This is a genomic window from Sphingobium tyrosinilyticum (genome assembly GCF_042654265.1).
Classification (GTDB): Bacteria; Pseudomonadota; Alphaproteobacteria; order Sphingomonadales; family Sphingomonadaceae; genus Sphingobium; species Sphingobium tyrosinilyticum.
In genome coordinates, this window is the sequence record NZ_JBHSFZ010000041.1 from 1 (window position 1) to 13,843 (window position 13,843).

Annotated in this window: 12 protein-coding genes; 4 read left to right on the plus strand and 8 right to left on the minus strand. The window is 60.7% G+C overall.

Annotation, left to right across the window (positions count from 1 at the left end):
* Positions 1-8: 8 nt before the first annotated feature.
* Together ACFO3E_RS15170 and mazG are read left to right on the plus strand one after the other, a co-directional pair.
* Complete coding sequence (locus ACFO3E_RS15170) at positions 9-1,169, plus strand: ISNCY family transposase (RefSeq protein WP_380805814.1); 1,161 nt, start codon at positions 9-11, stop codon at positions 1,167-1,169.
* Between the two features lie 253 nt (positions 1,170-1,422).
* The gene (gene mazG, locus ACFO3E_RS15175) at positions 1,423-2,211 is read left to right on the plus strand and encodes a nucleoside triphosphate pyrophosphohydrolase (RefSeq protein ID WP_380805801.1); all 789 of its coding nucleotides are present in this window, start codon (positions 1,423-1,425) and stop codon (positions 2,209-2,211) included.
* A 7-nt stretch (positions 2,212-2,218) separates the two neighbouring features.
* Here mazG and hflX read toward each other — a convergent pair whose 3' ends face one another.
* From hflX to dusB, 7 genes are all read right to left on the minus strand, one after another.
* Complete coding sequence (gene hflX / locus ACFO3E_RS15180) at positions 2,219-3,553, minus strand: GTPase HflX (protein WP_066523835.1); 1,335 nt, start codon at positions 3,551-3,553, stop codon at positions 2,219-2,221.
* 65 nt (positions 3,554-3,618) lie between these two features.
* On the minus strand, positions 3,619-4,110 hold the full coding sequence (gene hfq, locus ACFO3E_RS15185) for an RNA chaperone Hfq (RefSeq protein ID WP_257784361.1): 492 nt from the start codon (positions 4,108-4,110) through the stop codon (positions 3,619-3,621).
* 141 nt (positions 4,111-4,251) lie between these two features.
* Complete coding sequence (gene ntrX, locus ACFO3E_RS15190; RefSeq protein WP_066523836.1) at positions 4,252-5,625, minus strand: nitrogen assimilation response regulator NtrX; 1,374 nt, start codon at positions 5,623-5,625, stop codon at positions 4,252-4,254.
* On the minus strand, positions 5,615-7,867 hold the full coding sequence (locus tag ACFO3E_RS15195; protein ID WP_380805806.1) for a sensor histidine kinase: 2,253 nt from the start codon (positions 7,865-7,867) through the stop codon (positions 5,615-5,617). The genes ntrX and ACFO3E_RS15195 overlap by 11 nt, the downstream gene beginning before the upstream one ends.
* 95 nt (positions 7,868-7,962) lie before the next feature.
* A complete protein-coding gene (gene ntrC / locus ACFO3E_RS15200; RefSeq protein ID WP_066523838.1) occupies positions 7,963-9,408 on the minus strand; it encodes a nitrogen regulation protein NR(I) in 1,446 nt (481 codons plus the stop codon).
* Positions 9,408-10,517: a two-component system sensor histidine kinase NtrB gene (locus ACFO3E_RS15205; RefSeq protein ID WP_380805809.1), complete on the minus strand. Its 1,110-nt coding sequence runs from the start codon at positions 10,515-10,517 to the stop codon at positions 9,408-9,410. Before ACFO3E_RS15205 ends, ntrC begins: the two co-directional genes overlap by 1 nt.
* Positions 10,514-11,533 (minus strand): tRNA dihydrouridine synthase DusB, encoded by a 1,020-nt coding sequence (gene dusB / locus ACFO3E_RS15210; protein ID WP_066523840.1) that lies wholly within the window; start codon positions 11,531-11,533, stop codon positions 10,514-10,516. The genes ACFO3E_RS15205 and dusB overlap by 4 nt, the downstream gene beginning before the upstream one ends.
* 102 nt (positions 11,534-11,635) lie before the next feature.
* On the opposite strand from dusB, the gene ACFO3E_RS15215 reads away from it, so the two are divergent.
* Positions 11,636-12,811 (plus strand): bifunctional 2-C-methyl-D-erythritol 4-phosphate cytidylyltransferase/2-C-methyl-D-erythritol 2,4-cyclodiphosphate synthase, encoded by a 1,176-nt coding sequence (locus ACFO3E_RS15215; protein ID WP_380805812.1) that lies wholly within the window; start codon positions 11,636-11,638, stop codon positions 12,809-12,811.
* Between the two features lie 3 nt (positions 12,812-12,814).
* Positions 12,815-13,327 carry a CinA family protein gene (locus ACFO3E_RS15220; protein WP_066523842.1) on the plus strand — a complete coding sequence of 171 codons (513 nt, stop codon included), beginning with the start codon at positions 12,815-12,817 and terminating at the stop codon, positions 13,325-13,327.
* On the opposite strand, the gene ACFO3E_RS15225 is transcribed toward ACFO3E_RS15220, so the two are convergent.
* A complete protein-coding gene (locus ACFO3E_RS15225; RefSeq protein WP_066523843.1) occupies positions 13,279-13,749 on the minus strand; it encodes a type II toxin-antitoxin system RatA family toxin in 471 nt (156 codons plus the stop codon). The genes ACFO3E_RS15220 and ACFO3E_RS15225 overlap by 49 nt on opposite strands.
* Positions 13,750-13,843: the final 94 nt, after the last annotated feature.

Here is a 13,843-nt window from a genome sequence, read left to right on the forward strand (position 1 = left end):
AGCATTATGTGGATTTCGGACCGACCCTGGCGCGTGAGTATCTGGCGGAGCGTCATGATATCGCGGTGGGCTGCGAGACATTGCGGCAGATGATGATCGACGCGGGAATCTGGAAGGATCGCGCCGCGCGGCGTTCTCGACCTTATCAACCGCGCCACCGGCGGGAATGCCGCGGCGAGCTGGTCCAGATCGACGGTTCGGAGCATGCCTGGTTCGAGACTCGCGGTCCCAAATGCACGCTGCTTGTCTACATCGACGACGCGACCAGCGAGCTGTTGCACCTTAAGATGGTCGAGAGCGAGAGCACCTTTTCCTACATGGAAGCGACCCGCGAATATATCGAGCAGCACGGCAAGCCGGTGGCCTTTTATTCCGATAAACACACGGTCTTTCGTAACCCCAAGGCGACCGCAAAGGGTGATGGGATGACACATTTCGGGCGCGCGCTCGATGCGCTGAACATCGAGATCATCTGCGCCAACTCGCCGCAGGCCAAGGGCCGGGTCGAGCGAGCCAACGGTACCTTACAGGATCGCCTGATCAAGGCGATGCGCCTGGAAGGTATCTCGTCGATCGAAGAAGCGAACGTCTTTCTGCCGAGCTACATGGTTGGGCACAATGCGCGCTTCGCTCGTCCGGCCGCAGACAGTCGCGATTTACACCGACCTCTGGCACCGCGGGATGATCTGCGCTCTGTCATGGTCTGGCGCGAACAGCGGACAGTCACTGCTGCGCTGACGCTGCACTATAACAAAGTTCTGTTCCTCTTGGAGCCGAACCCGTTCAGCAAGGAACTGGTGCGCAAGCGCGTGGATGTCTGTGAATATCCTGACGGCACAGTCGAGATCCGCCACGATGGGCGCTCCCTTCCCTATAGCCTGTTCGACAAGATGCCCCGGATCAATCAACCTGCCATCGTCGATAACAAGCATCTCGACGCGGCACTGGCGCTAGCAAAGGAAATCCAGGCGATCGCGCCGCATCACCGGCAGCGGAACAACTATGCCCCTGCTCGCCGCGACCAGCCCGCGCATTTGTTCCCCGAACCGGAGGCGCCGGCGAAGATCGACGGACGCCGGTTGGGCGGGGCAAAGCTCAAACGTCGTCCCCGGCTCAGCCCGGCGGAGTTACGAGCGCACGGCACGCTCGAGTTCGTGAAGGCGCGCTAAAGCGGTTCTGACCGAGCCCGCTGCCTTCGCAGCGGGTCCGTGCCCTTCCCCTCCACTGTTACGCCATCAGCAGGGTCTGCGCTGCGCTATCCCGAGGGCTCCACGCAGCCCCTGCTGTCATTAATGGTGTCTTTTCTATCGGGGACAGATAGTGTCTTCTCTATCCGGTGCGAACAAGGCCGTTGCCCTATAACCGGACCCCTCCGCCAACTTCAATCTTCTCGCTATTTCATTCATCAATTCAGGACCGCCCATGACTTCTGAGACAAAGGCAAGCCCCGCCGACATCATGCCGCTCGCCAATGTCATGGCCCGACTTCGCGATCCTGAAACCGGCTGCCCCTGGGACATTCAGCAAGACTTCGCCAGCATTGCGCCCTACACGATAGAAGAAGCCTATGAGGTCGCTGACGCCATCGAGCGCAACGACATGCCCGCGCTCCGCGACGAGCTGGGCGATCTCCTGCTACAGGTTGCCTTCCACAGCCGAATGGCGGAGCAAGCGGGTCATTTCACGCTTCAGGACGTGATTGATGGCGTCACTGAAAAGATGATCCGCCGCCACCCGCACATCTTCGGCAACGGCATTCCGCGCGAACATGGCCACGCCCAATGGGAAGCCATCAAGGCCGCCGAACGCGCCGGTCTCGATCCGGACGGCAGCGCGCTTGCGGGAGTCGCCCAAGCGCTGCCCGCGCTACTCCGCGCCGAAAAGCTCCAGAAGCGCGCTGCCCGAACTGGCTTTGATTGGCCTGACACTCAGGGCGTCCTCGCCAAGATCGAGGAAGAACTGCAGGAAGTTCATGAGGCAGCCTCCCCACAAGAACATCATGAGGAAATCGGCGACCTGTTGTTCGCCGTGGTCAACCTCGCCCGCCACCTCAAGGTCGATGCCGAAACCGCACTCCGCTCCGCCAACGCCAAGTTCGAGTCACGCTTCCGGGTGATGGAAGAGATCGCAGGCGAGGAATTTGACGCTCTGCCGCTCGATGACAAGGAGGAGCTTTGGCAACGAGCCAAGCGCCGATTGGCCGAGCAATAATCGGCGGTCAGATCGTCGCGCGTTTCCGGAAACGGGCAAGCGCGGACTCCGAAAGCCGGACATCGATGATCATCTCTCCGTCCCCAGCCGTGCTGTCGATCACCTCGCCATGCTCATGCAGCCACGCCAGCGCCGCGCCATCCGACAGCCGCACCTGTAGTTGATGGACTTGCGCCCCAGCGGTCAAACGGCCGCTGATCGTCCGTTGCAGGTCATCCACCCCTTCTCCGGTAAGCGCCGACAGGATCACGACATCATCCCGCCGGGACGCCATCTCGCGCACTTGTCCGGCCGCATCTTCGTCCAGCAGATCGAGCTTGTTCCACGCTTCGATGATCGGCGGAGCTTCATCTCCCTCTTCTCTCGCCTCGAGCGCGCCCTCCCCCGCTACGCCAAGCTCGCTCAGCACGTCGATCACGTCGTCTCGCTGCGCCTCGCTGTCGGGATGCGCAATGTCGCGGACATGGATGATGAGGTCTGCAGACAGCACCTCTTCCAGAGTGGCCCTAAAGGCCGCGATAAGCTGGGTCGGAAGGTCCGACACAAAGCCCACGGTATCCGACAGGATCGCCTTGTCCAAACCCGGAAGCGCAATCTGGCGCATGGTCGGATCAAGCGTTGCGAACAGCAGATCCTCCGCCATCACATGCGCGCCTGTCATCCGGTTGAAAAGAGTGGATTTCCCGGCATTGGTGTAGCCAACCAGCGCGATCACCGGCCACGGCGCACGTTGCCGCCGCGCCCGATGCAGGCTTCGGGTCCGCGTGACCTGATCCAGTTCCCTGCGAATCTTCGCCATCCGGTCGCGGATCATCCGCCGGTCCGCTTCGATCTGCGTTTCACCCGGGCCGCCAAGGAAGCCGAAGCCGCCTCGCTGCCGTTCAAGATGCGTCCAACTGCGAACCAGTCGCCCCGCCTGATAGTCAAGATGAGCGAGTTCGACCTGGAGCCGTCCTTCATTGGTGGCCGCGCGCTCGCCGAAGATTTCCAAGATGAGCCCGGTCCGATCGATCACCTTGGCTTCGGTCGCCTTTTCCAGATTGCTCTGCTGAACAGGGCTAAGCGCGTTGTCCACGATGACCAGTTCGGCCTCTTCCATTCGCGCCAGCGTCGCGATCTGATCGACCTGGCCACCGCCGAACAGCGTTGCCGGCTTTCGATCGCGCACACGAAAGGCTTGAGCGGCACGCACATCGATGCCGATCGCCAGTGCGAGCCCCTTTGCCTCCTCTAGCCGTGCCTCGCTGTCGCGCCGCTCGACACCATGAACCTCTGCGCGCACGACAACAGCGCGCGCGCCGCGCGATACCTCATCGGCAGAATCGCGATTGAAGACCGCCATGATCGCCTAACGCATCAGGCGCCGGCCCGCTTCATACGAAGACGGGCCGAAGGAATATAAATTGGTCAATCCTCGCCCTCGCCTTCACCGCTGAGATCGAGCGCATGGAGGGGCTGAACGGTGGAAATGGCGTGCTTGTAAACCAGCTGGACCATGCCATCACGTTCCAGCAGCATGCAGAACAGATCGAAAGCGGCGATCTCCCCCTGCAGCATAACGCCATTAACGAGGAACATCGTGACCGGGCTTCCGGACTTACGGACCGCGCTAAGGAAAATTTCCTGCAGCAGCTTCGGCTTCGCATTGCCGTCACTCGCTTTGCGCAAGTCTGTCAGGTCCATGGACTGGGCCGGCATCACGGTGGAGATCGCATGCTTGTAAACTAGCTGCGACTGACCATCGCGCCGCAACAGGACGGAGAAGTTGTCGAACCAAGTGATGATCCCCTGCAGCTTCACGCCCTTGACCAGGAACATGGTCACCGGGGTTTTGCTCTTGCGCAGGTTGTTTAGGAAAATGTCCTGAAGATTGTTGAGTTTGTCGGCCACGGTCTTCACCTTATTGGCGGGACGTTACCCGCTCTCGCACCCCTGGGCAGGGCGTCTTGCCTGCTCCCGCCTGCCGGAAGCGATTGGGAAACTACCGCAATTGCGAACAGCCGTCCATGCCCCAGATGCGGTATGGCTCACGCGATTCCGTCAGTTGTCCTTGCCGTCAGTAATGCCCAGCAACTTCAGCTTGCGGTGAAGCGCGGAGCGCTCCATCCCGATGAAGGTTGCGGTGCGCGATATGTTTCCCGAAAAGCGCCTGATTTGAATGCGCAGATATTCGCGTTCGAAACTCTCCCGGGCTTCCCGCAGCGGTGCTCCCATGATCGCAGACTGGCCCATTCCCTCGCTGGAACCATTGTTGGTCAATTCGCTGGGCAGCATGTCGAGTTCGATCCGCCCGATACGCTCACCGGGCGCAAGTATCATCGTGCGCTCAATTACGTTGCGCAACTGACGAACATTGCCCGGCCATTCATTCGCCTGAAGCGCGGCCATGGCGTCACTCGCGATTTCCGGTGAAGGCACGCGGCGGTCAGCGGCAAAGCGGGCGAGATAATGTTCGACCAGCGGCGGGATGTCATCGCGCCGTTCGGACAGCGAGGGAATGACAAGCGGCACGACGTTGAGGCGATAGAAGAGATCCTCGCGGAACCGGCGCTCTTCTATTTCCACTCCCAGGTCACGCGCGGTCGATGAAATGACCCGCACATCCACCTTAACCTGGCGTTGCCCACTCACGCGCGTGAAGCTCTGGTCGGTCAGAACCCGCAGGATCTTGCCCTGCGTTGTGAGCGGCATGTCTGCGATCTCGTCGAGATAGAGCGTGCCACCATGCGCCTGCTCAAGATAGCCGGGGCGTACCAGGCCGCTTGGGTCTTCCACTCCGAACAGTTCTTCTTCGACGCGATCGGGGTCCATACGCGCCGCAGCCACGACGATGAAAGGCGCGTCGGCCCTGCCGCTCCAACTGTGGAGCATCCGAGCTGCGACCTCCTTGCCGACCCCGGCCGGCCCGGAAATCAGTACGCGGCTCCCGGTGCCTGCCACTTTCTTGATCGTCGCGCGCACCCCGTTGATCGCGGCCGACGTGCCGGTCAGCTCATCATCCTGGCCAAAGCGGGCGCGCAAAACCTGATTCTCGCGCCGCAGCCTTTCCGTCTCTGTCGCGCGGGAGACCAGGTGCAACAAGCGGTCGGCTTCGAACGGCTTTTCGATAAAGTCTGCCGCGCCTTTTCGGATCGCTGCGACCGCCGTATCGATATTGCCATGTCCCGAAATCATCAGCACGGGAATGGTGAGGTCGCGGCGCTTGATCTCATCGAGCAGTTCCAGCCCATCAAGCTTCGATCCCTGCAGCCATACATCGAGCAGGACCAGAGACGGCCGCCGTGCATCCAGCGCCTCGATCGCGCTGTCGCTGTTGGCCGCGGTACGGGTGGAAAAGCCTTCATCCTCGAGCACGCCCGCGACCAGGTCGCGAATGTCCTCTTCATCATCGACTACCAGAATATCAAGCGCCATTGGCCGTCACTTTTCCTTTGGACAAGGCTACAACCTGCCCCTCTTCCAATTTCTCCAACGCGGCTGATGGAAAGCGCAACGTCACGCTTGTGCCTCCGCCATCCGCATCACTCAGGCGAATTTCGCCCATATGTTCCTCCACGATCTTCTTTACGATCGCGAGGCCCAGACCCGTACCCTTGCTGCGCGTCGTCATATAAGGCTCCAGCACGCGCTCCCGTTCCGGCGGTAGTCCGATGCCGTCGTCCCTGACCTCGATCAGCAGATGCCCATCCTCCTGCGCAAGGGTCATGCGAACATGGCCCCGCGCCTCCCCTTCGACGGGGTCGGGTTTAGGCTCTATGGCTTCCACCGCATTCTTGACGATGTTGGTCAGGGCCTGCCCCAGTTGCCGCCGGTCGCAGACCAATTCCATATTGGGTGAAGCACTGCGGAATTCAAACCGCACATCCGGATGCGCCACCTCATGCAGAAACAGCGCATGACGGGCGATGTCCGCCACTGCCTCGCGCCGGAACACTGGTTTGGGCATGCGTGCGAAGGATGAGAATTCGTCCACGATGCGTCGCAAATCTCCGACCTGCCGAACGATCGTGCCGGTCAGCCGGGTAAAGGTCGCCTTGTCGCTGGTAACCTCGTCAGCATAGCGGCGCTGCAGGCGTTCCGCGGCGAGTTGGATCGGGGTCAGCGGGTTCTTGATTTCATGAGCGATGCGCCGCGCGACGTCGGACCATGCGGCGCGACGCTGGTCTGACAACTGCTGCGTTATGTCATCAAAGGTAAGGATGTGGCGCGACGCATCCTCCGAAACCTTGACCGCCAACGTCCGCACTTCGCCATGAGCACGCGTTTGGACGATGCCAGCCCCCTCCTCCGATGCGATGAGAGCTGCAAGTTCCGGCGACACCGCCGTCAGCGGCCGCCCCACCGGATCATCCCCTTCCCTCACGAGAATAGCCGCCGCGGAGCTGTTCAGCAGGAGAATGATCCCGTCGCGATCCACCGACAGCACGCCCGCCGACACGCCCGACAAGATTGCTTCGATAAAGGCGCGCCGCTCATCGAGTTGGCTATTCGCCGCCACAAGCGCGCCTGTTTGTGCCTCCAGTCGCTGGGTCATCCGATTGAAGGCTGCGGCCAAGGTGCCGATCTCGTCGCGCGCTTGCGGATTGGACACGCGCGCCGACAGGTCTCCCGCCGTGATGCGCCGGGCTGCCGTCACCAACTCATTCACAGGGCGGACCATCCAGTCAGCCACTGCCAGCGCGATATAGACCGCTATGCCGACAAGCAGCAAAGACCCAACGAACAATGCGACGTTGAAACGAAGCTGCAATGCGCGGGATTGGGCAGCAAATATATCATAGTCTGAGAGCACTTTTTGCGCGCGTTCGACGTTGCTGAACGCCGTGGAACCGGAATCGCGCGTCGCATACAGATATATTTTCGCACCGGGATAGAGCAGCGTCACCGCTTCGATCTGGTTGGGTTTGGCAGCAACGACGACATTCTCGCCTGCTTCCAACCTTTTAACGACCTCCAGTGACAGCATTTCCGAAGCTGGGCGGCTGTCTGGATCGACGGTGGCTGCAGTACGCGCGACACCGTCCTTGCCGACTTCGATAATCGCCGATCGGTTCAGTTTCCGCGTCACGACCTGATAGATATAGCCTTCCGCAAAGCGGGGGCTCGAAACATTGGACTGCGTCAGATAGTCGCGGAGGTCGCTCGCCATGGTGACCGTTTCGTCGCCAACCTCCCGCAAATTCTGTTCATAATAGCCGCGGGCGAGGTCGCTTGCATTTTGCAACATTCCGCGTGCGCTGTCGGAAAACCAGAACTGCACGCCATATTGGAACAGGAGGGAAGCGAAAATTACCACCAGCAACATCGGCACGCTGGCGACGATCGAGAAGATGGCGACCAACCGCACGTGAAGCTGACCCTCGCTCCCGATCGCCGACTGTGCCGCGCGGCGCTTGGCGACCCGGCGTCCCAGTAGAACTAGCAGCGCAATTGCAGGGACAAGATTGCCGACCAGCAGCAGGGCGACGATGGGCGGCGTCAACAACGTGTAGGACTGGCCCTGGCCCGAGAGCAGAAAGTAGGTGAGGCCCGCCGTCCCGAGAAAAAGGAGGAGCGTGATAGTCTCGACCAGCGGCGCCAGGTGACGACGTAGGAAGGGCGGAAAATATCTCTTCCATGCCCGACCTCGCGTGGAGAGAGTCACTGCACCTTGCATAGTGGCTTTCTTACAACAACGCCGTGCTTGTTCAAACACAGTAATTAGGGCGGCGTGTCCCTTGGCCGGACACTTCAGTCGGCTCGTCCCAGCGATCAGTCCGCAATGCGCAATTGGAGCGGGTCCAATCCATAGTCCGTCAGCTTTTTCCGCAGAGTGTTCCGGTTGATCCCCAGGAGCCCGGCCGCGCGAATCTGATTGCCGTCCACGCTCGCCAGCGTTTCCTGGAACAAGATTGGCTCGATTACGGCGAGCAGGTCGTCATGCAAATTCCGGTTGGGCTGGCCTAGGCCAATGCCCAGCTGCCGCTTCGCCCATTCCCGTACGGCCTGACCAAGTTGATCCGCCGGCGCCGCATAATCGGCTGGCACCATGTCGAGCGGTAGGCTGTTACGAAGCACATCTGCCGCAATCACATTTTCACGGCTTAGCACCGCGAGCCGCTGCATAAGATTCTGCAACTCGCGGACATTGCCTGGCCAATGATAGGCCATCAGAAGCTGTGCCGCGTCGTCGGAGAGTGACTTGCGCGGCAACCCCTCTTGCGCGGCGCGATCAAGGAAATGCCTGGCCAACAAGATCACATCCTCCCGTCGCTCCCGCAGCGCTGGCAGTGAGATGGGCACGACATTCAACCGGTAGTAGAGATCCTGCCGGAATTTGTTTTCCTCGATCAGCCGCGGCAGGTCTTTATTTGTAGCGGCGATGATGCGGACATTCACGCGTACGGGCTTGGATCCGCCGACGGTCGTCACCTCGCCTGATTGTAAAACGCGCAGCAACCGCGTCTGCGCCTCCATCGGCATGTCCCCGATTTCATCGAGGAAGAGCGTGCCGCCCTGCGCCTGCTCGAACTTTCCGGCTGTCCGAACACTCGCCCCTGTGAAAGCGCCCTTTTCATAACCGAACAGTTCGGCTTCAATCAGTTCGCGCGGAATGGCCGCCATATTGATCGCGACGAAGGGCTTCGTACGGCGCTGACCCAAGACATGAATAGCCTCGGCCACCAGTTCCTTTCCGGTCCCCGACTCGCCCAATACCAGTATTGAAAGGTCATTGGACAATACGCGCGCGATGGTCCTGTAAACCTCCTGCATCGCCGGAGAACGACCGACCAAAGGCAAACCGTCGTGGGGCAGTGCGCCCTCCGCCCCGTCGCTTTCATTAACTTTGCCAGTGCCCAGCGCATCGCCGACCGCCCGGGCAAGTTCGTTAAGATCGAACGGCTTGGGCAGATATTCGAAAGCGCCCTTTTCTGTCGCTCGAATGGCAGTATTCAGCGTATTCTGTGCCGAAAGGACGATCACGCTCAAGCCGGGCTTGCGCTCCAATATGTCCGCCACACCGTCCAGCCCATCTCCGTCGGGCAGCATGACGTCCGTGATCAGTACGTCAGGGGCAAAGCTGTCGATCAAAGCGCCACGTTCGCGGATCGACGAGGCGGTCTTGACCTTGTGCCCCTGCCGCCTCAGCGCTTCACCCACCACAACGCAGATGGCGGGATCGTCATCGACGACAAGGATCGAACCTGTGACCGACATCAGGGCATCCCCATGGGCAGGAGGATGCGGAAGGTCGATTCCCCCGCTTCCTGATCGCGTGAATATTGGACGAAGCCGTTCATGTCCCGCACCAGCTTATCGACAAGGGCAAGCCCCAGGCCCTGGCCGTCCCGCTTGCCGGTGATGAATGGGTTGAAAAGGTGGTCCAATATGTGTTCCGGCACGCCTGGGCCGTTATCGATCACCAATATCTCGATCGGCAGCACCGCGCTGCCCTTGCCGTCGCCGACGACCACAGAGACGCCATGGCGAAACGCCGTCTCCACACGGATGCGCGGTTTCTCGCTATGTTCGAGCGCCTCTGCGGCGTTCTTCAACAGGTTGATCATCACCTGCACCAGTGCATCGTCGTTGATGATCGCAAATGGAAGAGATGGGTCGTAACGCTTTATAATCCTGATATTTCTGGCAAAACCCGCAGCCGCGATGTTGGCCGCGCGATCTATAAGCGGGTAGATATTGCCCGCGTGACATTCCAGCGTACGATCGGTCGTGAAATCCTGCATCCGATCGATCAGTGCGGCGATCCGATCCACCTCATTGCAGATCAACTGCGTCAGCGCCACGTCCCGGCCCCCGTTGCCCGACTCCAGCAATTGGGCGGCGCCACGTATTCCGGAAAGCGGATTTTTTATTTCATGCGCCAAGATGGCGGCGGCCCCTATCGCCGACCGGGCTCCCCCGGCCGTTCCCCGATGCCCGATCTTCCGCGCCTGGCTCTGCGCGTGGATGGATACCACGCGCCATCCTTCATGATCGATGATGGGCGCGATCATCAGGTCCACTTCCGTCTCGGCAGTCCGGCCTGCGTGCACCTTTACGTCATAGGCCGCGATTGGCTTGTTGCTGTGCCAGATATCGAAGCGCGCGCCCATTTCCGCCATGCGGATCGTGCGCGCGACGTCACTGCCAACGATCGCCGACCGCGCCATGTTCAGCAATGTTTCTGCCCGGACATTGGCGTCAGCGATACGATTGTCCGGTGCCACTACCAGCGTCGCCACCGGCAGCGCAGTCATCAATTCGGACAGCGAAGGCCCGTCCTGCTGCATCCGGGGCGGCGGGACGGTCGTCAGCGGCATGGTCATGCGGCCTTGCGCGTCTCGATCGCCCCGTCCTGTGCAATCAGCGGTTCGTAGAAATTGGCAAGCATGTCGAGCACTACGGCGCCATCCGGTTCCTGGTTCACGGCGTTGCGGAACTCAGCTGATCCGGTGAGGCCCTTCGTGTACCAACCGATATGTTTGCGCGCCATGTTAACGCCGGTCAAACCATCATAATGATCGAGCATTGCACGATAATGCTCTGTAATCAGTTGATATTGTTCCTCAAGGGAAGGATCGGAAAGACGCTGGCCCGTACGGAACCAGTGCATCACTTGGCCGATCAACCACGGCCGTCCATAAGCACCCCGCCCGATCATGACGCCATCGGCTCCGCTCTGATCCAGTGCCGTTTCCGCATCCTCGATCGAGCAGATGTCACCGTTGACAATCACGGGCAGCGATACTGCTTCCTTAACGCTCCGCACGAAAGCCCAGTCCGCGCTGCCCTTATACATTTGGCAGCGGGTTCGCCCATGAACGGTAATCATCTTCGCGCCCAGATCTTCGGCGATCCGCGCCAGTTCAGGCGCATTGAGGCTGGCGTGATCCCAGCCCATTCGCATCTTGACGGTGACCGGTACGTCCACCGCCTTCACCGTCGCTTCGATCAGTGCTGCGGCGAGCGGCAGGTCACGCATCAGCGCGCTGCCCGCATCGCCGTTCACGACCTTTTTCACAGGACAGCCCATGTTGATGTCGATGATCGCCGCGCCGCGATCGGCATTCAACTTGGCCGCCTCCGCCATCTCGACCGGTGAACAACCGGCAAGCTGCATCGACACCGGCTCCTCCACGGGATGCCAGGCAGCCTTCTGAAGTGATTGCCGCGTCTCGCGGATCATCGCTGCTGTGGCAATCATCTCGGTTACGTTCAGGCCCGAACCGTAGCGGCGCACCAAAGTGCGGAACGGCATGTCCGTAACGCCAGTCATGGGCGCCAGGATCACGGGCATGTCGATTGTCACCGGACCGACAGAAATGGGGGAAAGAGCGCGCATCACCAACTTTGCCTAAAAAACAGGCAGCCCTTAGCCGAAAAGCGGCCCAACGGCAAGCAAGCGGCTCTGGCGAAGCGCATTGCCCTGGGCTACAGGCGCGACATGACAGGGAGCAAGTACAAGACCGTCGCGCTCGTCGTCGCGGCCGGCCAGGGTAGCCGAGCGGGTGGAGACCTGCCCAAGCAGTTCCGCCGAATCGGCGGCAAAGCCGTACTAACCCATGCCGTCGATGCTTTTAGCGCGCACCCGGCAGTCGATGCGATAATGCTCGTTATCGGCGCTGGGCAGGAAGAAGTTGTCGCATCATTGATCTCCGACGGCCAGGTTGCCGCAGTAGTGCAGGGCGCAGACAGCCGCCGCGGCTCGGTTCGGGCCGGGCTGGAGGCGATCGCGGCGGCCGGAGGCCCCGACCGCGTGCTTATTCACGATGCCGCTCGCCCCTTTCTGCCGCCCGTAGTAGTCGATCGCCTTCTGAAAGCACTCGAAACTGCGGTGGGCGCGGTTCCCGTCCTGCCCGTCGCCGATACCCTTATCCGCGGCATCGAGGATCATATTGGAGAGGTCGTGGATCGCTCCAATCTTTTTAGGGTGCAAACGCCGCAGGCCTTTCAATTCAGGGCCATTCTCGCCGCGCATCGTAATTGGGACAGCGGGCGCGATGCCACCGACGATGCGCAGATGCTCCGCGAGCGCGGCCATGACGTCACTCTCGTCGATGGCGATGAAAGGCTAGAGAAATTGACCTACCCGCAAGATTTCAGCAGGGCGGAAACATGGCTTTCAAGCCAGCGGACGACCCGCGTCGGCATGGGCTATGACGTTCATCGCCTTGCGATTGGTGAGGAGCTTTGGCTGGGCGGCGTCCAGATCGACCATGACCGAGGGCTTTCCGGTCATAGCGATGCCGATGTCGCGATCCATGCTATTGTCGATGCGTTGCTCGGCGCACTGGCGGAAGGAGACATTGGCAGCCATTTTCCGCCGTCCGACCCCCAATGGCGGGGCGCTGCGTCTTCGCGCTTCCTGCAATATGCAGGAGCCCGGGTGGCGCATCGTAACGGGCGCATCGATCACATCGACCTTACCATCATCTGCGAAGCGCCCAAGATTGGCCCGCATCGGGAAGCCATGCGGGTGAGGATCAGCGAGATCCTCGCCATTCCGGTCGAACGGGTGAGCGTAAAGGCCACCACGACCGAGCGGTTGGGATTTACAGGGCGTCGCGAAGGTATTGCCGCGCAAGCAGTTGCAACCATCTCCCTCCCCGCGCTATTCTGAGCCATGCCCGACAGCATTCTTCCCGCGCCCTTGGTCGAACTGGCCGAACGCGTCATCATCGCCAACCGCCGCGCTGGCCGAACCATTGCCGTTGCGGAAAGCTGCACCGGGGGTCTCGTGTCCGCGGCACTCACTGAAATCGCGGGCTCGTCGGAGGTGTTCGAGGCGGGATTTATTACTTATTCCAATGATATGAAGAATGAGTTGCTTAAAGTTTCGCAGGATGTTCTGGAAACTTTCGGAGCCGTCTCGATCGCAACCGCATGGGCGATGGCGCAAGGCGCGCTCACCAAAAGCCATGCCAATGTCGCGGTAGCCATAACCGGCATCGCCGGCCCCGGCGGCGGTTCAGAGCAGAAGCCGGTGGGCACCGTCGTCTTTGCCCGCGCCGAACGCGGCGGCAACCCTGACAAGGTCGTAGCCGACATGCATCATTTTGAAGATAGCGGGCGCGGCGGCGTCCGGCTTCAGGCGGCGCTCTGCGCGCTCGAACTGCTCTTGCCCGAGTCGCCGTAAAGGTCTGCCGCACGCGTCTCGAACGCGCCGATCATCTTGCGCAGCGCCTTGTCGAACATCTGCCCAGCCAGCATTTCGAACAGACGGTTCTTGAATTCGAATTCCACCTCGAAATCTACCAGCACCCCGCCCCGCCCGTCGTCGCGAAAGCGCCATTGGTTGTGAAGATGCTTCAACGGACCCTCAAGATAGTCCACCCGCACAAAATCGGGGCGATGCTTGTGCACCCTACTGGTGAAGCTCTCCTTGATTCCCTTGAAGCCCACGATCATGTCCGCGATCATTTCAGAGTCGCTGTCTGATCGCACCCGGATGGCACTCACCCAGGGCAGGAACTCAGGATAAGCCACCACATCGGAAACGAGATTGAACATCTGATCCGGCGAATAGGGAAGCGGCCTTGTCTCGTGATGCTTGGGCATTGGTTCAGCGTGCCGCCTTGGCCAGTTGCGCCTCACGCGCCGCACGCATCTCCGCAAAGTCCTTGCCCGCATGATAGCTGGAACGGGTCAGCGG

Coding starts and splice junctions, on each gene's coding strand:
- mazG (WP_380805801.1), top strand. CDS start 1,423: ATGACTTCTGAGACAAAGGCAAGCCCCGCCGACATCATGCCGCTCGCC.
- hflX (WP_066523835.1), bottom strand. CDS start 3,553: ATGGCGGTCTTCAATCGCGATTCTGCCGATGAGGTATCGCGCGGCGCG.
- ntrX (WP_066523836.1), bottom strand. CDS start 5,625: ATGGCGCTTGATATTCTGGTAGTCGATGATGAAGAGGACATTCGCGAC.
- ACFO3E_RS15195 (WP_380805806.1), bottom strand. CDS start 7,867: ATGCAAGGTGCAGTGACTCTCTCCACGCGAGGTCGGGCATGGAAGAGA.
- ntrC (WP_066523838.1), bottom strand. CDS start 9,408: ATGTCGGTCACAGGTTCGATCCTTGTCGTCGATGACGATCCCGCCATC.
- ACFO3E_RS15205 (WP_380805809.1), bottom strand. CDS start 10,517: ATGACCATGCCGCTGACGACCGTCCCGCCGCCCCGGATGCAGCAGGAC.
- dusB (WP_066523840.1), bottom strand. CDS start 11,533: ATGCGCGCTCTTTCCCCCATTTCTGTCGGTCCGGTGACAATCGACATG.
- ACFO3E_RS15215 (WP_380805812.1), top strand. CDS start 11,636: ATGACAGGGAGCAAGTACAAGACCGTCGCGCTCGTCGTCGCGGCCGGC.
- ACFO3E_RS15220 (WP_066523842.1), top strand. CDS start 12,815: ATGCCCGACAGCATTCTTCCCGCGCCCTTGGTCGAACTGGCCGAACGC.
- ACFO3E_RS15225 (WP_066523843.1), bottom strand. CDS start 13,749: ATGCCCAAGCATCACGAGACAAGGCCGCTTCCCTATTCGCCGGATCAG.